This is a genomic window from Candidatus Pelagibacter sp. IMCC9063, assembly GCF_000195085.1.
GTDB lineage: Bacteria > Pseudomonadota > Alphaproteobacteria > Pelagibacterales > Pelagibacteraceae > IMCC9063.
In genome coordinates this window covers 955,525-974,997 of the sequence record NC_015380.1, presented here as the reverse complement: position 1 = coordinate 974,997, position 19,473 = coordinate 955,525, and the positions used below count along the sequence as shown (strand labels likewise).

Annotated in this window: 20 protein-coding genes and 2 tRNA genes; 9 read left to right on the top strand and 13 right to left on the bottom strand. The window is 30.7% G+C overall.

Annotation, left to right across the window (positions count from 1 at the left end):
* Positions 1 to 25: 25 nt before the first annotated feature.
* The 8 genes from tatC to SAR11G3_RS05110 all read right to left on the bottom strand — a co-directional run bounded on the left by tatC (position 26) and on the right by SAR11G3_RS05110 (position 6,784).
* Positions 26 to 769: a twin-arginine translocase subunit TatC gene (gene tatC / locus SAR11G3_RS05150; protein WP_013695742.1), complete on the bottom strand. Its 744-nt coding sequence runs from the start codon at positions 767 to 769 to the stop codon at positions 26 to 28.
* A 10-nt stretch (positions 770 to 779) separates the two neighbouring features.
* The gene (gene tatB / locus SAR11G3_RS05145; RefSeq protein WP_013695741.1) at positions 780 to 1,019 is read right to left on the bottom strand and encodes a Sec-independent protein translocase protein TatB; all 240 of its coding nucleotides are present in this window, start codon (positions 1,017 to 1,019) and stop codon (positions 780 to 782) included.
* 5 nt (positions 1,020 to 1,024) lie between these two features.
* Positions 1,025 to 1,213, bottom strand: a complete 189-nt coding sequence (gene tatA / locus SAR11G3_RS05140) for a twin-arginine translocase TatA/TatE family subunit (protein WP_013695740.1) — start codon at positions 1,211 to 1,213, stop codon at positions 1,025 to 1,027.
* Positions 1,214 to 1,251: 38 nt separating this feature from the next.
* A complete protein-coding gene (scpB, locus tag SAR11G3_RS05135) occupies positions 1,252 to 1,971 on the bottom strand; it encodes an SMC-Scp complex subunit ScpB (RefSeq protein ID WP_013695739.1) in 720 nt (239 codons plus the stop codon).
* A gap of 4 nt (positions 1,972 to 1,975) precedes the next feature.
* Entirely contained in the window at positions 1,976 to 2,725 is a 750-nt protein-coding gene (locus tag SAR11G3_RS05130) for a segregation and condensation protein A (protein WP_013695738.1), read from the bottom strand.
* Positions 2,726 to 2,742: 17 nt separating this feature from the next.
* Entirely contained in the window at positions 2,743 to 3,696 is a 954-nt protein-coding gene (locus tag SAR11G3_RS05125; RefSeq protein ID WP_013695737.1) for a glycoside hydrolase family 3 N-terminal domain-containing protein, read from the bottom strand.
* Between the two features lie 257 nt (positions 3,697 to 3,953).
* Entirely contained in the window at positions 3,954 to 5,654 is a 1,701-nt protein-coding gene (argS, locus tag SAR11G3_RS05115; RefSeq protein ID WP_013695735.1) for an arginine--tRNA ligase, read from the bottom strand.
* The gene (locus SAR11G3_RS05110; RefSeq protein ID WP_013695734.1) at positions 5,651 to 6,784 is read right to left on the bottom strand and encodes a deoxyguanosinetriphosphate triphosphohydrolase; all 1,134 of its coding nucleotides are present in this window, start codon (positions 6,782 to 6,784) and stop codon (positions 5,651 to 5,653) included. The genes argS and SAR11G3_RS05110 overlap by 4 nt, the downstream gene beginning before the upstream one ends.
* Positions 6,785 to 6,822: 38 nt before the next feature.
* On the opposite strand from SAR11G3_RS05110, the gene SAR11G3_RS05105 reads away from it, so the two are divergent.
* Both SAR11G3_RS05105 and xth read left to right on the top strand, forming a co-directional pair.
* Positions 6,823 to 7,140 carry a HesB/IscA family protein gene (locus tag SAR11G3_RS05105; RefSeq protein ID WP_013695733.1) on the top strand — a complete coding sequence of 106 codons (318 nt, stop codon included), beginning with the start codon at positions 6,823 to 6,825 and terminating at the stop codon, positions 7,138 to 7,140.
* Complete coding sequence (xth, locus tag SAR11G3_RS05100) at positions 7,140 to 7,913, top strand: exodeoxyribonuclease III (protein WP_041862382.1); 774 nt, start codon at positions 7,140 to 7,142, stop codon at positions 7,911 to 7,913. The genes SAR11G3_RS05105 and xth overlap by 1 nt, the downstream gene beginning before the upstream one ends.
* Here the strand turns inward: xth and SAR11G3_RS05095 are convergent.
* Genes SAR11G3_RS05095 through SAR11G3_RS05080 form a run of 4 tightly spaced genes read right to left on the bottom strand, consistent with a single transcriptional unit; the run spans position 7,906 to position 14,140 of the window.
* On the bottom strand, positions 7,906 to 9,102 hold the full coding sequence (locus SAR11G3_RS05095; RefSeq protein ID WP_013695731.1) for a sugar phosphate nucleotidyltransferase: 1,197 nt from the start codon (positions 9,100 to 9,102) through the stop codon (positions 7,906 to 7,908). The two genes, xth and SAR11G3_RS05095, sit on opposite strands and share 8 nt — an antisense overlap.
* A 2-nt stretch (positions 9,103 to 9,104) precedes the next feature.
* Positions 9,105 to 10,826: a dihydroxy-acid dehydratase gene (ilvD, locus tag SAR11G3_RS05090; RefSeq protein WP_013695730.1), complete on the bottom strand. Its 1,722-nt coding sequence runs from the start codon at positions 10,824 to 10,826 to the stop codon at positions 9,105 to 9,107.
* Positions 10,827 to 10,828: 2 nt separating this feature from the next.
* Positions 10,829 to 13,483: a valine--tRNA ligase gene (locus tag SAR11G3_RS05085; RefSeq protein ID WP_013695729.1), complete on the bottom strand. Its 2,655-nt coding sequence runs from the start codon at positions 13,481 to 13,483 to the stop codon at positions 10,829 to 10,831.
* Positions 13,484 to 14,140, bottom strand: a complete 657-nt coding sequence (locus SAR11G3_RS05080) for a protein-L-isoaspartate O-methyltransferase family protein (RefSeq protein WP_013695728.1) — start codon at positions 14,138 to 14,140, stop codon at positions 13,484 to 13,486.
* A gap of 70 nt (positions 14,141 to 14,210) precedes the next feature.
* Between SAR11G3_RS05080 and SAR11G3_RS05075 the strand changes: the two genes are divergently transcribed.
* Positions 14,211 to 14,284 (top strand) — tRNA-Cys (locus SAR11G3_RS05075).
* A gap of 45 nt (positions 14,285 to 14,329) precedes the next feature.
* Positions 14,330 to 14,405 (top strand) — tRNA-Asn (locus tag SAR11G3_RS05070).
* 4 nt (positions 14,406 to 14,409) lie between these two features.
* Here SAR11G3_RS05070 and SAR11G3_RS05065 read toward each other — a convergent pair.
* Positions 14,410 to 14,772: a helix-turn-helix domain-containing protein gene (locus SAR11G3_RS05065; RefSeq protein ID WP_013695727.1), complete on the bottom strand. Its 363-nt coding sequence runs from the start codon at positions 14,770 to 14,772 to the stop codon at positions 14,410 to 14,412.
* A gap of 118 nt (positions 14,773 to 14,890) precedes the next feature.
* Between SAR11G3_RS05065 and SAR11G3_RS07600 the strand changes: the two genes are divergently transcribed.
* From SAR11G3_RS07600 to SAR11G3_RS05045, 5 genes are read left to right on the top strand one after another with little or no spacing between them, the layout of a single operon-like run.
* The gene (locus SAR11G3_RS07600; RefSeq protein WP_013695726.1) at positions 14,891 to 15,706 is read left to right on the top strand and encodes a deoxyribodipyrimidine photo-lyase; all 816 of its coding nucleotides are present in this window, start codon (positions 14,891 to 14,893) and stop codon (positions 15,704 to 15,706) included.
* Between the two features lie 44 nt (positions 15,707 to 15,750).
* Positions 15,751 to 16,305, top strand: coding sequence for an FAD-binding domain-containing protein (locus SAR11G3_RS07595; RefSeq protein ID WP_013695725.1), 555 nt, complete (start codon positions 15,751 to 15,753; stop codon positions 16,303 to 16,305).
* A complete protein-coding gene (locus tag SAR11G3_RS05055) occupies positions 16,302 to 17,534 on the top strand; it encodes an NAD(P)/FAD-dependent oxidoreductase (RefSeq protein WP_013695724.1) in 1,233 nt (410 codons plus the stop codon). Before SAR11G3_RS07595 ends, SAR11G3_RS05055 begins: the two co-directional genes overlap by 4 nt.
* On the top strand, positions 17,535 to 18,293 hold the full coding sequence (locus SAR11G3_RS05050) for a DUF1365 domain-containing protein (RefSeq protein WP_013695723.1): 759 nt from the start codon (positions 17,535 to 17,537) through the stop codon (positions 18,291 to 18,293).
* On the top strand, positions 18,286 to 19,461 hold the full coding sequence (locus SAR11G3_RS05045; protein ID WP_013695722.1) for an SAM-dependent methyltransferase: 1,176 nt from the start codon (positions 18,286 to 18,288) through the stop codon (positions 19,459 to 19,461). The genes SAR11G3_RS05050 and SAR11G3_RS05045 overlap by 8 nt, the downstream gene beginning before the upstream one ends.
* Positions 19,462 to 19,473 lie beyond the last annotated feature (12 nt).

Genomic DNA, 19,473 nt, shown 5'->3' with positions numbered 1-19,473 from the left:
TTTCTTATATCTTTTAAGATTAGCATTATTTTTTTTCTACAAAACTTACTGTAAATATAGAAAGCTCATACAGCAACAATAAAGGCAGTGCCAAGCCAATCTGAGTTATGGGATCTGGTGGAGTTAAAAGCGCAGCAGCAGCAAAAATCATAACAACTACATACTTTCTTCTGGTTCTTAAGGAATTTGAGGTGAGAAATCCTACCTTCCCTAATAAAGTTAGAAGAACTGGTAACTGAAAACTTAAACCAAAGGCAAAAATTAATTTAGTAACGAGAGATAAGTATTCATTCACCTTGGCTTCCAATTGAATTGGCATACCCGAAGCCATTCCCGTTGTCTCAAAAGATAAAAAAAATTTTATAGCAAGTGGCATGATCAAATAATATACTAGCATTCCACCCAAAATAAATAAAATTGGTGTAGCCACTAAAAAAGGTAATAAAGCTAATTTTTCATCCTTATAAAGACCCGGAGCAATAAACTTCCAAATCTGAATTACAATTAAAGGAAAAGAAATACAAAAAGAAGAAAAAAAAGCCAATTTTAAATATGTTAAAAATGTTTCATGAAGCGCTGTAAAAATCATTCTTCGTTCAACGGGATCTCCTTTAACAGCTTGAACATAAGGATCCAATAAAAATGAATAAATCTTATCTGCAAAAATATAACATACGACAAAAGCAATGAATAAAAAAATAACGGACTTTAATAGCCTAGTCCTTAATTCTTTTAGGTGACCAGTTATGCTTGAGGGTTTGGCGTTCATCGTTATAAATTTAAGTTTCTAAATCTTTTTCTTTAGTAGCTAATTTTTTTTTTGACTTGGTTTCAGTGTGAATATCCGCATCCAAGTCTGTCATTTCTTCTAGGCTATTTTGAAATTGATTTGTGTAATTTTTTACAGTCCTAATCCATCCACCCACTTTCTTCATAATGATTGGAAGTTCTTTAGGTCCAATAACTAATATGGCAATTACAGCTATAACTAAAAGCTCAGACCACCCTATTTGTGGCATTTAGATTAACTTTCGGATTTATTGTTATCTTTGGGAGTTTCTTTTTCTTCAATTTCATCAGTAGAAGACATCCCATGCTTAAAGCTCTTTATACCCTTGGCAACATCACCCATTAGTTGAGAAATTTTTCCTCTACCAAAAAGAAGGATTACAAGCGCTACTACGATAACTATTTGCCAAATACCTGGAGACATGAAGAAACAATACCCATAAATTTAAGCAATGACAATAACTATTTTTTAGTGCTTTTTACCTTTTTTGCAGTAACACTTTGTTCTTCTTCTTTTGAATTCTCTACTTTGATATCCTCATCAGCAGCTAGGGTATCGCTAATCATGTCGTCAATATTTGAATAAATATCTTCTTTTTCAGAATCTTCTTCAGCTACAAATTTAGAGGTTCCAAAAATCGAACTATCTACCCTACTATCTATTAACCCTGCAGCCATTAACTCATCTGCATTAGGTAAGTCCTCTAGTGAATCTAAATTAAAATGACTGAGAAAAGATTCTGTAGTTCCGTAAGCTAAGGGCTTGCCCGGTATATCTTTTCTACCAGCAGGTTTAACCCATCCCAATTCAAATAAAACCTCCATAGTTCCTGTAGAGAAAGAAACTCCTCGAATTTCTTCAATTTCAGATCGTGTAACAGGCTGATGATAGGCAATGATAGCAAGTGTTTCGATTGCAGCTTTTGAAAGCTTTTTTTCCCTAGTTACTTCTTCTCTTAATTGATCGGCCAGATCAATTGAGGTTCTAAAAGACCATTTGTTAACAAGTTTGATTAAGTTTATCCCTCTATCTTTGTACTCTAATTGCAATTCTTCTAAAATCTTCAATACGTTTATTTTTTTTTTAACTTTGGACTGAAGCGTCTCAAGATCCAAAGGCTCATCAGCAGCAAATAAAAATGCTTCTATAATTTTCTTTTCTTTAGTGTCAGTGCTAGCCATATTTTTAATTTCTAGTTTTTATAAAAATATTTTCAAATATTTTATCTTGTTTAATTGAAAGTTTGCCTTCTCGTACCAACTCAAGGCTTGCAGCAAAAGTTCCAGAAAGTCCTGTTTTTTTTAATTTTTTTGTTTTTAAAAAATTATTGGGAATGATAGTTTTTATCTCACACCAGTCCTTAATCTTATCAAACATTTGAGTAATTGCCTTAATGGCTTCTTCCATTGTGTAAACTGGCAATTTTCCAATACTGATAGATGAAAAATTTTGTTTTTTTTTAAAATCAGCATAGGATTTAATTAACTCATAAAGAGAGACGTTATATTCCGATTTACTGATAGGTTTAATACCCTCGCGCATAGACCGCATAAATACATCAAATCCTAATTTTGGTTTTGACATTAGTCGATCGGATAAAAGTCTAATACTTTCTAATTTTCTAAGTTGTAATTTTAGTTTTTCTGCCATTTGTATAGCAGAAAAATCATCATCAGAATTGTCTGGTAATAATAAACGAGACTTTAAGTAAGCTAACCAAGCCGCCATTACTAAAAAATCAGCAGCACGTTCAAGGTTGTCTTTAATTTCATTTACATAAGAAATGTATTGATCGGCTAATTGAACTATGGATATTTGCATCAAGTCAACCTTTTGTGCTTTAGCAAGATCCAAAAGAAGATCTAAAGGGCCTTCATAGTTATCAACGTTTAATTTAAATTTATCTGTTAGTGTTTCTGCTTGATTCTCTTGCATATAAAAAACCTACTAGATTATCTTGTATAATCAAACAATTTAATAATTTTTGCTAACAAAGAGCTACTTGCTGGTCTCACGCTTTCTAACAAACTAAGCATTTGATTATAATCACCGTTACAATGAAGAACGATATCACAACCTGCTGCAAAAGATTTGTTTGCCAAAGTCTGTGGAGACCCCTTTAGTGCCTTCATGCAAATATCATCGGACATTAAAAGGCCTTTAAAATTTAATTGTTTGCGTATTAAATCGTTAATAAGCTTTTTGGAGAGGGTTGCTGGGTTATTCTTGTCAATACCCTCATAGACTATATGAGCTGTCATTAAAAAATTTGACTTAACGTTACGAAAACAGGCTAGATCATTTTTTTTTAAGAAGCTTAATTTATTTTTTATTACAGGTAAGTAAAAATGAGAATCTTCGGTTGATAATCCATGGCCCGGAACGTGCTTCGCTATAGTTAAGATTTTTTTTTTCTTATACATATCAATAACTAATTTTCCAATAGCCTGAACAACTTCAACTTTGCTTGAATAGGATCTGTCGCCAATTACATCCGATTTGTTTTTATAAAACAAATCTAAAGTTGGTGCTGCTACTAGATTAATTCCCAAATAATTAAATAGATTTGAATTAAAATTGATAAATTTGTTTAGATTTTTAAAAAATTCTTTTTTATTATTTTCGTATGTAAGACCAAAATTTTTTGCAGAATATTTAGATTGGCTAAAAAATTTAGAGAATCTGTTTACTCTTCCTCCTTCATGATCAATCATTATTAATGTATTATTATAGTGATTAATAGATCTCAGCTCCGTAATTAAATTTTTTAACTGTGAAAAATTTTCTATGTTTCTAGAAAAAATTATATATCCCAAAGGTGGGTATTTTTTAAATAAAAAATATTCTTTTTTGGAAATTCGCGATCCTTCTATACCGAGAATTACAGGCCTAACTAACTTTGTCATTTACTTAATAAGCTCCCAAAACTTTGGCTGTTTCTGTTTTTTCTTAAAATATTCTGAATTGTCAATAAAGGTTTTAAAATTTTTGCTTGTCTCAATTTTCTTTAATTTCACAGTGTATTGTTCAAGTTTTAATTTGTGCTTTTCATGACTGTTGTTAGATTTTTCTATGTAAGTATCAGAGTTGTAAAATGTGTAATTATAAAACAAAAAAAGAATAAAAAAAAATAAAGAAAGCACTTTAATCATGAATCAATATATCACATAGTTTCTGGAGCATTTACCCCTAAAATAGATAAGCCTGACTTGATTACTGATAAAATCTTATTTAACAAAAAGACTCTTGCATGCACTAAGTTTATATCTGGATTTTCAATTATTTTAAAACTTGAGTCTTCTTTTCCTAAATTCCAATAAGAATGCAATGAAGATGAAAGGTCATAAAGATAATAAGGAATTCTGTGAGGCTCTAAGTTTCTGGCTGCTAACTCGATCGTTTTCGGCCATAAAGAAAGTTTTTTAATTAATTCAATTTCTACATTTGAAGTTAACAAACCTAAGTGAGATTTTTCGAATACACTATTATCAAATTTTGTTTTTCTTAAAACCGAATGAATTCTTGCGGATGCATACTGAACATAAAAGACAGGATTTTCTTTTGTTTTTTCAGTAACCAAATCGAAATCAAAATCTAATTGACTGTCATTACTTCTATAAATCATCATGAAACGAACCGCATCTACACCAACTGCTTTTACCAATTCTTTTGCTGTAATAAAATCTCCTGCTCTCTTGGACATTTTGTAGGGTTCTCCAGATTTAAAAAGCTTAACTAGCTGGCAGGTTTTGCATTCAAAGTCTGCCTTAAAGTCAGAAAGAGCATCCACACAAGCTTTTAATCTTTTTAGATATCCAGCATGGTCAGCCCCTAGAACATTGATATATTTGTCAAATTTTCTTTCTAACTTATATGCATGATACGCAACATCATTGGCAAAATAAGTCCATGTCCCGTCTGATTTTTTTAAAGCTCTATCAACGTCATCGCCAAACTTTGTTGACTTGAAAAGAAGTTGAGATCTAGGTTCCCAGTCTTCAATTTCATTACCTTTTGGTTTTGCCAGAACACCTTCATAAATACATTGCTTTTGATTTAAAATTTCAATGGTCTTGGAAATCAAATCCTTACTAACCAAGTCTTTTTCTGAAATAAATAAGTCATGCTGAATTCCAAGTGCCAAAAGGTCACTTTTTATCATAAGCATCGCTTCGGACATGGCAGCACTGCCTAGCTGGTCTTTAATTTTCTCATAATTAGAGATGTCTGTAATTAACTTTTTCTTAATAATATTATTTGCGATTTCTATGAGATAATCTCCCGGGTAGAGACCCTGATCTAATGGAAATTTAATATTTTCTTTTATCTCCTGAATTCTAGCAAATACAGATTTTGAAAACATATGAATCTGATTTCCATAATCATTGATATAATATTCTTTTGTCACATCCTCTCCCACAAAAGATAATAGATTTGCTAAGACATCTCCATAAACAGCTCCTCTACAGTGGCCAACGTGCAAGGGACCGGTTGGGTTGGCTGAGACATACTCTATGTTTATTTTTTTTTTAGAACTCGAAATTTTTTTATTGTGAGTATTGAAATCAGAAAGGTAACTAATCCAAAAGTTATTTTTTAGCTTTAGGTTAATAAAGCCTGGTTTTGCTACATCTATATTCTCAAATTCTTTAAATTTTTTTTTAATAAGCTCTGCAATTTCAGAGCCAATCTCTAAAGGATTTTTTTTAAATTCAGCAGCCAATATAAGAGGAGCGTTAAAAGCCAAATCACCAAAACTAGTTTGTTTCGGTGGCTCTACAGAAATTTTTTCATAGTTACAACTATACTTATTGTCTTTTAATAGGTCACAAAATTGATCTTTATAGAATTGAAAAATATTCATTTGATTGAGCTATATAAATCAATAGCATATTTATCAGTCATTCCAGAAATGTAATCGCTAATATTTCTCTCTTTTGAATTGCTATTATTAAAGTTTTTTTCAATTTTATTATAATTTTTCATATAATAAATAAAAATTGTATTGAGAATTATTTTTGATTCTTCAGACCACTTTTGAATATGCGCGTGTTTATACATATTGTTAAATAAAAAAGATTTAATATTTTTAATTAAATTGTTAGTTTTTTCAGAAAAAATAATAATTTCCTTGCTGGCCTTGTGAACTTTTTCAATTGAAGAAATATTATTTAAATTAATTTGCTCAATAGAATTATTAATTAAATCTGTAACCATATAATCTATTAATCTTCTAACGAGTTTGTAATTATTTTTGGTAGAATTTTTATCATACGTTTCTAAAATTATATCTTTTAAAATAGGGATTTCCTTTAGATCGTCTATTGTAAAAAAATTAGCCCTTAGGCCGTCGTCTATATCATGATTGTTATAAGCGATATCATCAGATAGTGAGCTTATTTGCGCTTCTAAGGAACCAAATGTTTGAAAATTTATTTTGTAATTTTTAATATCTGGCAGCAAGGATAACACCTTGTTTTCATCAATAATTGGTCCATTGTGTTTTAGTAAACCATCCACTGTGTTTGTGCTAAGATTCAAACCTGGAAATTTTTCATAAATATTTTCTAATAATAAAAGAATTCTTAAGGATTGAATATTATGATCAAATCCACCGTAGCTAGACATGCATTCGGAAAGAACATCTTCTCCAGCATGGCCGAAGGGTGTGTGTCCTAAATCATGGGCTAAACTCAATGCTTCACACAAGTCTTCATTGAGTCCCATATATCTTGCTATGGATCTTGAAATTTGAGAAACCTCCAGTGAATGTGTTAGCCTTGTTCTAAAGTGGTCACCCTCATGATAGACAAATACTTGAGTTTTGTGTTTTAGCCTTCTAAAAGATGAGCAGTGTATTACCCTATCTCTATCTCTCTGGTATTCAGATCTGTATGCTGAAGTTGTTTCTGGGTATAATCTTCCTAAAAAATTAGCCTTATTGGAGGCATATGGTTTTAATATGCTATTATAATTTTCTGTTGATCTGTTCATTAAAGATATGTCGTATATAATAAATATTTAATAGACTCATGCAAATTAATATAAAAATCGACGATAAAGCCAAGCAAGAAATAGGCAATCTTTTAAAGAATGAAAAAGATGGCTCTTTCTTTAGAATAAGCGTTGAGGGTGGAGGATGTTCTGGCTTTAAATACAATTTTACTATTGATACCAAGGTTCTTGAAGATGATTTGAGATTAGATAATTTAGTAGTGGACAAAACTAGTCTTGAGTATTTGAACGGATCTGTACTTGAGTATAATGACACTCTTATAGAAAAATCGTTTAAGATTAAAAATCCTAAAGCTAAAAGCTCCTGTGGTTGTGGTACTTCTTTTTCTGTATAATGAACATAGCTAGTTGGAATATAAACTCTGTGAGAATAAGAGTTAACCAGGTAAAAGATTATCTTAAGAAAAAAGAAATAGATGTCCTGGTTCTTCAAGAGATAAAGACTGAAGATAAAAACTTTCCTCATGAAGACTTTAAAAAAATAGGTTATCACTCATACTCATTTGGACAAAAATCTTACAATGGTGTTGCCATAATTTCAAAAGAGGAACTAAAAGTAACAACTTCCGAATTTAAAGATCCTCTAGGACAATCTAGATGTATAGCTGCTGAAGTTTCTCATAATGATAAAAAATTTTTACTCGTCTCTATTTATCTTCCAAATGGAAATCCAATTAATACCGAAAAATATGACTATAAAAAAAAATGGATGGATGTTTTTGAAAAATACATAGTCGGAAAGTTTAAAAAAAACAAAAACATTATCATTACTGGTGATTTTAATGTCATACCAAGCGAAGAAGACGTGGGAAACCCTGAGGATTGGACAAACGATGCTTTGTTTAAATTGGAAATTAGAAAAAAATTTAGATCATTATTAAATCTCGGTTTTAAGGATGGTTTTAGATTGTTTAATAAAGAACCCAAGGAATATACATTTTGGGACTATCAACAAGGATCTTGGCAAAGAAACAAAGGATTAAGAATAGATCACTACCTTGTTTCTGACTCAATGATTCAAGATTTGAAAACTATTGAAATTGATAAATTCACTAGAGACAATGAAAGACCTTCTGATCATGTTCCTATTAGATGCGTTCTTACTTGATACGATTGTACTGATCAACGTATCTAATTATATCTGATTCCTTTAATATTTTACCAACCTGAGCCTCTATAATTTTAACAGGCTGGTTAAATTTATTTTCAACTCGATGAACAGCGCCCAAGGGTATGAAAACTGTCTCATTGGTCTTTGGGTAAAGCTTTCTGGCATCTATTGTGACTTTTGGTTTGCCTTGCGTAATTGTCCAGTGTTCGGCTCTATGTCTATGTTTTTGAAGACTGATAGAAGAATTCTTATTAACTACCAATTCTTTAATTAAAAAACACTTTCCACGATGTAGATTAAAATACTTTCCCCAAGGTTTAATAAAAGTATTTTTTTTACTATAGTATTTATTTTTTATTCTTTTAAACAAATGTGTAATAGCTCTCCAGCTACCCAAATCAGACCATACAACACTCAATCCAACTCCTAATATTTTTTTAGATTTTTCCAAAATAGCATAATCGAAAGAAATTTCCTTAGCCTTTGCATAAGAAGGCTTGTGAAGTTTGTAAACAGATTTTTTAGATTGAGATTTTTCAACAGCTCTGAGGCAATTTTTTAATAAACTAGGTTGATTTTTTTTATAATGATAAATTAAAGAATCTTTTCTTAAGTAAAAAATACCAGAATTCCAATAGGCATTTTTTTTAATAATTTTTTTTGCAATTACTTCACTTGGCTTCTCCACAAAAGAAGTAACTATATTATTATGTTTATTGATTAAGAAGTATCCAAATTGACAAGACGGTTCGGTGGGTTTAATTCCAAAAATACAAATATTGTCATCTGCAAGTTTTTTTTGGTTTTGCTTTACTGCTTTGTTAAATGCCTTAACGTTGTCAATTAATTGATCCGCCGGTAAAAATATTAAAGCTTGATTGTTGGGAATGTTAGCCAATAATGCTGAAGAAAGCACAGCGGGGGCTGTATTTTTTTTATACGGCTCTAAAACTAAATCATATTTTTTAATCTTATATTTTTTTAAAAATGATTTAATTATTTTTTCATATTTCTCATTGGAGCTAATAACAGGATGGTCGTAAATAGGACTCTTAATTCTCTCTAGTGTTTTTTGGAATAAATTCCAGCCGCCAAAATCTATAAATTGTTTTGGGTGAATTTTGTAGGAGCTGGGAAATAATCTTGTACCAGCACCACCGCATAGAATGATAGGTTTAACTTTCACAACTATATGTCAGCGTAACAGCTTTTTTCTTTTGAACCACCTGGATGTGTTACCGCTCCATTCTTGGCAGATCCAACTGTTTGGCTAAACTTCCAAAGAGTTCCGCTGTTGAAATTAGATTCTTTAGGCTTCCATTTGCCTTTTCTAGTTTTGAAAGTTTGGTCATCTAAATCAACGTCTATAGTTCCTTTTTCAGCATCTATAATTATTTTATCTCCATCTTCTAGTAGAGCTAGTGGGCCACCAACAAAAGCTTCTGGTCCTGCATGACCAACACAGAATCCTCTCGTAGCTCCAGAAAATCTTCCATCAGTAATAAGTGCAACTTTTTCACCCATTCCCTGTCCATAAATAGCAGCAGTAGTTGAAAGCATCTCTCTCATACCTGGTCCTCCTTTTGGACCTTCGTATCTAATAATGATAACATCACCTTCTTTGTAATTCTTGCTTTTCACAGCCTTGAATGCTTCCTCTTCACTATCAAAACATTTGGCTACTCCTTCAAAACGTAATTTCTTCATACCTGCAACTTTTACAATAGCCCCTTCTGGTGCCAAATTACCTTTTAAACCCACAACACCACCGGTAGGAGTAATTGGGTTGTCATGAGGTCTCATTACATCTTGTTTTTTATCAAACTTAACATCCTTTAAATTTTCAGCCATAGTTTTACCCGTAACTGTCATGCAATTGCCGTTGATAAATCCGCCATCCAATAATGTTTTGAGAAGCATAGGCACGCCCCCTGCTTCGAACATGTCTTTAGCAACATATTTTCCGCCAGGTTTTAAATCTGCTAGATAAGGTGTTTTTTTGAAAATTTCTGCAACATCCATTAAATCGAATTTGATACCACATTCATTGGCTATAGCTGGTAAGTGCAACGCAGCATTGGTAGAACCGCCTGTAGCAGCAACAATTACAGCAGCATTTTTTAAAGAGTCTAAAGTTACAATGTCTCTTGGTCTTAGTTTTTTCTTTAAAAGATTCATAACAACTTTCCCACTTTCATAAGCAAACTTATCTCTTTCTTCGTATGGTGCAGGTGTTCCAGAGGAGTATGGTAATGCAAGTCCTATAGCTTCCGATACGCAAGCCATAGTGTTAGCTGTAAATTGACCACCACAAGCGCCCGCGCTTGGACAAGCAGCTAACTCAAGTTCTAATAAATCTTCATCTGACATTTTTCCATTTTCGTGCATACCTACAGCCTCGTACACGTCAACAACTGTAACGTCTTTACCTTTAAATTTTCCTGGGAGAATTGATCCACCATAAATAAAAACACTCGGAACATTTAGTCTACACATGGCCATCATCAATCCAGGTAGGGACTTATCACAACCAGCAACACCTACTAATGCATCGTAACAATGTCCACGGACTGTCAATTCAGTTGAATCTGCAATTACTTCTCTAGAAATTAAAGACGATTTCATTCCTTCGTGCCCCATTGCTAGACCGTCAGTCACTGTAATTGTACAAAATTCTCTTGGTAAACCCATGTGATCATAAACACCCTTTTTAACACTTTGAGTTTGTCTCATTAAAGAAATGTTGCATGGTGCCGCTTCATTCCACGTAGAAACTACTCCAACGAAAGGTCTGGCAACATCCTCTCTTGTTAAGTCCATTGCGTAATAAAAAGATCTATGAGGAGCTCTTTCGGGTCCAACAGTAGTATGGCGACTAGGTAATTTTGATTTGTCGAATGATGATGACATAATTATATAAAGCTCCTTAGGATGTTGTTAATTTTTTCTAAATCAATTTTGTAATTTGATAACATTTCTCTTTCATTATCAACAATATTCTTTGGTGCGTTGTCAACAAACCCTTTATTTTTTAATTTTTGTTCAGTAGAAGATATTTTTTTATTGAGTTCATTAATTTTTTTAACCTGAAGTTCCTTTTGATCATTTAAATTAATATCGTTATCAAATTTAATTTTAATGTTTTCATCGTTGACTAAAATTTTAATTACCGAGGAGCTTATATTCTGTGAAAAGTCTACTTCTTTTACTCTAGCTAATCTCTTAACGATGTCTGAGTTTTTTTTAATTAAATTTCGGAAGGTAGCCGAAGATTCGTTTAAAAAAAGATTACAAAAACTACCAGGGCTAATTCCTAAGGAAGCTTTTAAAGACCTTATTTCAGATATAAAACCAATTAGTATATTGATATTTTTAGATTTTAAAATCTGAGGTTTAGTTAGTAAGTAAGAAGCTTTGCTTACGTGAGAAATTAATGGCTTTTTAAAAAATGTATTAAATTTTGTTAAGCTCCAAAGCTCCTCTGTCACAAAGGGAGTAAAAGGATGCAATAAAAGTAAAATCTCTGACTGCAAAAAAGTCATAGTGTCTTTTAGCTCCTTTATATTTTTTTTATCATCCGAATATAAAATCGGCTTAGAAAATTCTATGTACCAATCGCAAAAAAAGTTCCAAACAAACTGATAAACATGTTTAGCAGCCTCATCAAAACGATAAGCCTCGATACAGTCATTAGTTTTTATTTTGCATAAGGCAAACTCATTTAGAATCCACAAGTTTAATGGATGGTTAATTTTTTTAATATTTATTTTTGGCTTTGTAAAAGTTTTATTAAATTTGGAAAAATTAAAAATATTCCAAACTTTAGTAACAAAATTTTTGTAACCATTGACCCTATCTTTTGCTAATTTTACATCACGACCTGGTGATGACATTGCAATTAAGGTAAATCTCAATGCATCAGCTCCATATTCATTAATCAATACAATAGGGTCAATTACATTGCCTTTAGATTTCGACATTTTTTGTCCTTTGTCATCTCTGACTAACGCGTGCACATAAACATTTGAGAAAGGTACTTTTTTCATAAAATAAAGAGACATCATCATCATTCTGGCAACCCAAAAAAATATTATGTCAAAACCTGTTACCAAAACTGAAGTGCTATAAAATCTTTTTAACTCGTATGTTTTTTTAGGCCAGCCAAAAGTTGCAAAGGACCATAAAGCTGAAGAGAACCAAGTATCAAGAACATCCTCATCTTGCTTTAAGGAAACTTTATTTTTAAATTTTTTTTTAGCTAATTTTTCAGCTTCTTTTTTATTGTTAGCAACAAACACCTCTCCATTGGGAGCATACCAAACTGGTATTTGATGGCCCCACCATAGTTGTCTTGAAATACACCATGGTTGGATATTATCCATCCATTGAAAATATGTCTTAGACCAACTACTAGGAAAAAAGGAAGTTTCTTTTTTTTTAACGTTGCTTATTGCTTCTTTAGATAAGACTTTTGCATTTAAAAACCACTGCTCTGTAAGATAAGGCTCTACTATAGAATTGGACCTGTCTCCATAAGGAACTGCGTGTTTGGTCGTTTCAATTTTTTCTATTAAATCTAATTTTTCTAACTCATCTAACAGTTTGGATCTTGCATCAAATCTGTCTAAACCAATATATTCAGATGGAGCATTTTCATTAAGCTTGGCATCTTTAGTGAAGATATTTATTTTTTCTAAATTATTTCTTTCACCGACTATGAAATCGTTAAAATCATGGGCTGGAGTAATTTTTACAACTCCACTACCCTGCTCAGGGTCAGCATGAATATCTGCAATAATAGTTATTTCTTTATTTGAAACAGGCACAATGGCTATTTTTCCAACAATATTTTTAAATCTATCGTCTTTAGGATTCACGGCTAAAGCAGCATCACCAAACATAGTTTCAGGTCTGGTAGTTGCAATGGTTACAACCTGACTGCTATCTTTAATTCTGTATTTTATAAAATATAATTTTCCATTTACATCTTTTTGAACAACCTCAAGATCAGACACAGCCGTTTGCAATACCGGGTCCCAATTAACTAACTTTAAATCTTTGTAGATTAATTTCTTTTTATAAAGATCCACAAAAACTTTGGTAACAGCTTCGGATAGACCCTTGTCCATAGTAAATCTTTCCTTGCTCCAATCACAAGAAGATCCAAGCTTCTTTAATTGAGATACTATTTCGTTTCCAGATTTAGCTTTCCATTTCCAAATTTCTTTTATAAAATTTTTCCTTCCTAGCTGCTGCCTAGTCTTTCCAGCTAAGGCCAATTGTTTTTCAACTACCATTTGGGTTGCAATACCTGCATGATCTGTACCAGGCTGCCATAAGGTTTCGTAGCCTTGATTTCTTTTGAAACGTATAAGTAAATCTTGGATTGTGTTATTTAAAGCATGACCCATATGCAAACTGCCTGTCACATTAGGTGGTGGAATAACAATAGAAAAATATTTTTTTTTATTGTTATTTTTAATAGGTTTGAAGTATTTTTTTTTCTCCCAGAATTTATATATCTTATCTTCAATTTTTGTATGATTGTAAGACCCAAAATTTTTCATTTAAAAGGTAAAAACAGGCTCTTTGCTTTTGTAATTAATAAGAGCGGGAGAAGAGGCATCAAAAATTCTCAATTTATCAAAAGTGTTATTTTCTTTTTTGATATACATACATGCATATGAACTTCTACCATCTCTAAATATAGTAACTAGCTTTCCATTTAATTTTAATAACTTTATTAAATTTATTGGATTTGAATCCACCTCTCCATTTATTAAAATGCTATCAAAAGTTGATTTTAAATTTTCAGTTTCTAAAAAGGAGTTTTTAATAACCTTAATGTTTTGTAAATTTTCACCTTTACATGTTTTTGTAATAAGATCAGCGCATGTGTCATTATCTTCAAGACTGACAACTTTTTTAAAAAGATAGGAAAGGATAGAAGAGCTATATCCATTGGTTGAACCTACATCTAAAACATTTTTATCTAATCCAATATCCAAGTTTGATATTAATTTTCCTAATACAAAAGGTCGTAAAACAAACCTCTCATCATTTATAAAAATATTGTCGTCCATGTAAGAAATTGACTGGAGTTTCGTTGAAAAATACTTTTCACGTTTTACAGTGCCAAATGCTTGTAAAATATTTTCATTAAGCACCAGATTTGGTCTTAATTGGCTTTCAACCATTTCATTTCTTTGATTTTCAAATTTCATATTATTGATTATACGTCTTTAAAATATATATATACATCTTTCAGAATTAATAAATATTTTGAATAAATATGGCCACGTGGCGGAATGGTTACGCAGAGGATTGCAAATCCTTTTATTCCAGTTCGATTCTGGACGTGGCCTCCATATTTATATTGTTTTTGTAAAAAAAATTTGTATTGTGGCTGAAATTCCTCGATAGCTCAGTTGGTAGAGCAGTTGACTGTTAATCAATTGGTCGCAGGTTCGAGTCCTGCTCGAGGAGCCAAAAATTAGATAACTTTTCTTTCTTCTTTATTCGTATTCAAAAACTGAATTATCTTACTCTTTTCATCAGAGCTCAATTCAGAAAATAGCTTAGTTAAAAATGAATAATTGAGGCTTTGCGTCCCGTCATTTTGGGTTGTTTCGGAAAAGTCTTGATAGTCTTCAAAAAAGAATTTTATTGGAACTTTTAAGAAATTAGCTAATTGCAACAATCTAGCTGATGAAACTCCATTAGTTCCTTTTTCATATTTTTGTATTTGTTGAAATGTAACGTTAATTGCTTGTGCTACTTGTGTTTGTGTAAGACCTAGAGAAGTTCTTCTAAGTCTAAGCTTCTTTCCTAGATGTTGGTTTAATAGTGCACTCATAAAAAAAATGTCCCCCTTTTTAATATTCGGTTAATACACTCTAAAATAGCTTGTATGGCAAGATATAAAATCAACAAAAATATGTAATAAACAGCTTGATTTATATATAAGAAATTATATGTCAAAAAAAAATTATTTATGGGTCAGGGAGGACTTTAGAATAGATGACAATCCCGCATTATACAATATTTGTAATATCCAGGAAAAAATTGAGGCATTTTTTATTTATGATGAAAAAAAATTTAAAAATAGATCAGCTCAAAGATGGTGGCTACACAAAACTTTAGTTAACTTTCAAAATAAATTAAATAATATAGGAATTTCTTTTAAAGTTTATGCTGATAATGAAATTGTATATATAAAAAAATTAATTAAAAATGAAAAAATAGATAACTTTTACTACAATGCAATTGCCAGACCTGATGAGCGGCTAATTGAGAATGAAATTGAAAAAAATCTAGCTATTTATGATGTGAATTATGAAAAATTTGAGAGTAATTTGTTACAAGATCCTTTTAGCGTTAGAAAAAAAGATAATACACCGTTTCAAGTTTTTACTCCCTATTGGAGAAATGCTGAAGAGCAGTATTTAAAAAATAAAAATTTTATTAGTAAAAAAATTACATACAAAAAATCTACAATTAAAGAAGATAATACTGCTGTATTAAATCTGATACTGCCTAAAAAAGAATGGTTTGAAAAATTTGAAAAATTTTGGACTCCAGGTGAAGATATGGCTAAAACATTATTAAAAGATTTTATTAAAAAAAAATTGTTGATTACGGCACCAATAGAGACATTCCTTCTGTGGAAGGAACTTCTAAGCTTTCACCATATTTGGCTTTTGGAGAAATATCATCACAAACAATATTTGAAGAATGCTATAAAATTTCTCAAAAAAAAATTGGCTTCAGAAAATATATTAATGAAATAGGTTGGAGAGAATTTGCGCATCATTTAATTAATTTCTTCCCTCAAATGCAAACTGGTAATCTAAGAAAGCAGTTTGATAAATTTAATTGGGTCAGGGATGATGCTAAGTTAAAAAAGTGGAAACAGGGAAAAACTGGTTACCCGATAGTCGATGCTGGAATGCGAGAACTTTCTGAGACAGGGTGGATGCACAACAGAGTTCGAATGATAACAGCGTCTTTTTTAGTAAAGCATCTGAGAATTAATTGGGTAGAAGGTGAAAAGCATTTCAGAGATTGCTTATTAGACTTTAATGTACCCAATAACGTTGCAGGTTGGCAATGGGTTGCTGGATGTGGTGCTGATGCAGCTCCGTACTTTAGAATTTTTAATCCAATTCTTCAGGGAGAGAAATTTGACTCTGAAGGAATGTATGTAAAAAAATGGGTAAAGGAATTAAACCCGATACCAAAAAAATATATTCACAAGCCATGGGAAATGCCAGAAGATGAGCAATCTAAAGTTAATTTTAATTTAAAAAAAAACTACTACGCTCCCATTGTAAATCATGCTGAAGCAAGAAACTCCGCTCTAGAAGCATTTAAGAATTTAAAAAATTGACAAAAAAGAAGGTAATTATTATTGGCTCAGGTATTTCTGGTCTTTCAGCAGCTTACTATTTATATAAAAATTTCAATGTTAAAATTTTTGAGCAAAATGAGTATTTGGGTGGTCATACCCACACACACACAATAAAGATAAACCAAGAGTCGGTAAACGTTGATAGTGGCTTCATTGTTTTTAACAATTTTAATTACAAAAATTTCATTCAATTTATTCAAAGGCTTAAAATAAAATATCAAATAAGCAATATGAGCTTTTCAGTCATAAACAGGCAAAAAAAATACGAATGGTCAGGTAAAAATTTAAAATCAATATTCTTAAGCAAAAATAGTCTCACGCTAAGATATTGGAGAGTTTTAAAAGATGTGTTCAAGTTTAATAAAATTACCAAGCAATATATTAATAGCGAGATAGTTAGTAAAGAGACCGTCTCTCAATTTCTTTCCTCAAATAAATTTTCAAAAGAATTTTTAGATTTCTACTTTTACCCTATGTGTGCATCCATATGGTCAAATCCAGTTGGAAAAATAAAAAATTTTAAAATTCATTTTATTTTAAGTTTCTTTTCAAATCACGGATTGATCAACATTATAAAAAAGAGACCGATTTGGTACACAATCTCCAATGGTAGTAAGAGTTATGTAGAAAAAATTTATAAACTAGTAGGAGGAAAAAACTTTATTCATGAAAAAGTGTTAAAAATTAACCAGCAAAAAAAATACATCACAACCTTAAAAGGAACAAAATATAAATTTGATCATGTAATCATTGCAACCCATACAGATAGTGCAAAAAAAATACTGAGCAAGATTACAATAGATCAAAAAAAATTACTTAATATGGTAAAGTACCGAGGCAATACTGCAATTATGCATACTGACTCGAGTGTTATGCCAAAAAATAAAAACAATTGGTCTAGCTGGAACTTTCTTAATAGAAAAAAAACTTTTGCATTAACGTACTGGATGAATTTATTACAAAACCTCACAATAGATAAGAATATTTTTGTTTCAATTAATTGTGATGATAAAATAAAAAAAGATAAAATAATAAAAAGAATTAAATACTCACATCCAGTATTCAATAACAAAACCCAAGATATACAAAATAAACTAGATGAAGTTCAGGGCGAAAACGGAGTTTGGTTTGCTGGAGCATGGCAGGGATATGGATTTCATGAAGATGGATTAAAATCAGCACTAAGGATTGTAAAAAATATTAAATAAATGAAAGATTTATATTTTTATCAAGTAACTATTTTTCATAAGCGAACTAAGCCTTTTAAAAATTTCTTTTCTCATTCTTATCCAGCGATAATGCTTAATTTGGAAAAATATAATGTAATTGAAAAAAAAAACTTTTTCTCAATTAATAAGTTTAATATTTTAAGCTTTCATTCAAAAGATCATGGAGCACGAAAAAAAAATGCTAATCTTTTAACCTGGGTAAAAAATACTATAAATAAAAAATATAAACTGAGTGAAAGTTTAACTGTTTACTTGTTGTCAGTGCCAAGATTTTTAGGATATGTTTTTAATCCCATATCTATTTACTTTTGCATTGATAATAAAAAAAAATTAAAATTTGTTATATATGAGGTTAAGAATACGCATCATGAGCAGCATTGCTACGTATTTAAGATTAATAAAAAAAATAAAATAAAACATACAGCAATTAAAAAAATGTATGTATCTCCATTTTTAAGATCTAACATGAGATATGATTTTAGTTTAAATAGTATTTTTCCATGTATAGGTCTTAAAATAAACGCTAACAACGAATCTATGCAATTATTAACTGGCCTTAAAACTAAAGAAATCTCTTTTTCTAACATGGGTCTTATAAAAGAAATTTTTAAAAATTTATTTTTTACTCAAAAAATTATGCTTCTGATTCATTTCCAAGCAATCAAAATTTTTAAAAAAGGAAAAAAATTTTTCTTTAAAGCCAAAAAAAATAAAGATACTGTTAGTTTTCATGAATAAAATTGGATTAAGTTTCTTAGAAAATTACTTAAATAACATTCGTTGGGGAAGTCTGAAGGTAAGATTTCAAAATAAGGATGAAAGAATATACCAAGGTAGTCAGTCTGGGTTAAATGCCGACTTAACAATAAACGATTCTTCTTTAATTCGTGATATAGTTTTAAAAGGTGAGCTTGGCTTTGCAGAGGGCTTTATCAATAACAAGTGGAGCACTTCCAACCTAAGTAGTGTGTTGAAGGTACTGCTTAAAAATCAAAAAGAAAACAATCTTCTTCTAAAGCCTAATTTTTATTTAAAGCTATTAGAGAAAATCAAATTTTTTTTTAAAAAAAATTCTATTTATCAGGCTAAAAAAAATATTGAGTTTCATTACGACCTAGGGAATGATTTTTATTCTAAATGGCTAGATAAAACCATGAGCTACTCTTCTGCCCTATATGAGAATCAGGAGCTGAACTTGATAGATGCTCAAAATAAGAAATACGAAAATATAATTCATAATTTGGATATTAAAAATGATGATCATATTTGTGAAATTGGCACTGGTTGGGGTGGATTTGTAAATACAATTTTAAAACAAAATAAAAAAACTAATTTTAGTGGCTATACTATAAGTAAAAATCAATTTGAGTATGTTCAAGCAGAAATACCTCTCAAAGAAACTAATTTAGATTTAAACCTTTTGGACTATAGAAAGATTGAAAAAAAATTCGACAAAATTATCTCCATTGAGATGTTTGAGGCAGTTGGGCAAAAATATTGGGATACTTATTTTGATAAGATTTACCATTCGCTCAATAACGAAGGTAAGGTTTGCTTGCAAATAATCACTATTAACGATGCTTCATTTAATCATTATGCAGACAATGTTGACTTTATCCAAAAATATATTTTTCCAGGAGGAATGCTTCCTAGCAAGTCAATTTTACTGAAATTGTTTAAAAAACATAAATTAGAATTATACCATCAGAAAGATTTTGGTCATGATTACGCAAAAACTTTAATTGAATGGAAAAAAAGATTTAATAAGAATTGGCCTGCAATTAAAAACACTAAGTTTGATGAGCGTTTCAATAAAATATGGAATTATTATTTTGATTACTGCGAAACAGGATTTTCTTTAAATCATACTGATGTTAGTCAATTTTATTTAAAGAAAGTTGCTTAGTAGAGAATTTCG

Coding starts and splice junctions, on each gene's coding strand:
- SAR11G3_RS05080 (WP_013695728.1), bottom strand. CDS start 14,140: ATGAAATTTGAAAATCAAAGAAATGAAATGGTTGAAAGCCAATTAAGA.
- SAR11G3_RS05045 (WP_013695722.1), top strand. CDS start 18,286: ATGAATAAAATTGGATTAAGTTTCTTAGAAAATTACTTAAATAACATT.
- SAR11G3_RS07600 (WP_013695726.1), top strand. CDS start 14,891: ATGTCAAAAAAAAATTATTTATGGGTCAGGGAGGACTTTAGAATAGAT.
- argS (WP_013695735.1), bottom strand. CDS start 5,654: ATGAATATTTTTCAATTCTATAAAGATCAATTTTGTGACCTATTAAAA.
- xth (WP_041862382.1), top strand. CDS start 7,140: ATGAACATAGCTAGTTGGAATATAAACTCTGTGAGAATAAGAGTTAAC.
- tatB (WP_013695741.1), bottom strand. CDS start 1,019: ATGCCACAAATAGGGTGGTCTGAGCTTTTAGTTATAGCTGTAATTGCC.
- SAR11G3_RS05105 (WP_013695733.1), top strand. CDS start 6,823: ATGCAAATTAATATAAAAATCGACGATAAAGCCAAGCAAGAAATAGGC.
- tatC (WP_013695742.1), bottom strand. CDS start 769: ATGAACGCCAAACCCTCAAGCATAACTGGTCACCTAAAAGAATTAAGG.
- ilvD (WP_013695730.1), bottom strand. CDS start 10,826: ATGTCATCATCATTCGACAAATCAAAATTACCTAGTCGCCATACTACT.
- SAR11G3_RS07595 (WP_013695725.1), top strand. CDS start 15,751: ATGCAAACTGGTAATCTAAGAAAGCAGTTTGATAAATTTAATTGGGTC.
- scpB (WP_013695739.1), bottom strand. CDS start 1,971: ATGGCTAGCACTGACACTAAAGAAAAGAAAATTATAGAAGCATTTTTA.
- SAR11G3_RS05110 (WP_013695734.1), bottom strand. CDS start 6,784: ATGAACAGATCAACAGAAAATTATAATAGCATATTAAAACCATATGCC.
- tatA (WP_013695740.1), bottom strand. CDS start 1,213: ATGTCTCCAGGTATTTGGCAAATAGTTATCGTAGTAGCGCTTGTAATC.
- SAR11G3_RS05125 (WP_013695737.1), bottom strand. CDS start 3,696: ATGACAAAGTTAGTTAGGCCTGTAATTCTCGGTATAGAAGGATCGCGA.
- SAR11G3_RS05050 (WP_013695723.1), top strand. CDS start 17,535: ATGAAAGATTTATATTTTTATCAAGTAACTATTTTTCATAAGCGAACT.
- SAR11G3_RS05065 (WP_013695727.1), bottom strand. CDS start 14,772: ATGAGTGCACTATTAAACCAACATCTAGGAAAGAAGCTTAGACTTAGA.
- SAR11G3_RS05085 (WP_013695729.1), bottom strand. CDS start 13,483: ATGAAAAATTTTGGGTCTTACAATCATACAAAAATTGAAGATAAGATA.
- SAR11G3_RS05130 (WP_013695738.1), bottom strand. CDS start 2,725: ATGCAAGAGAATCAAGCAGAAACACTAACAGATAAATTTAAATTAAAC.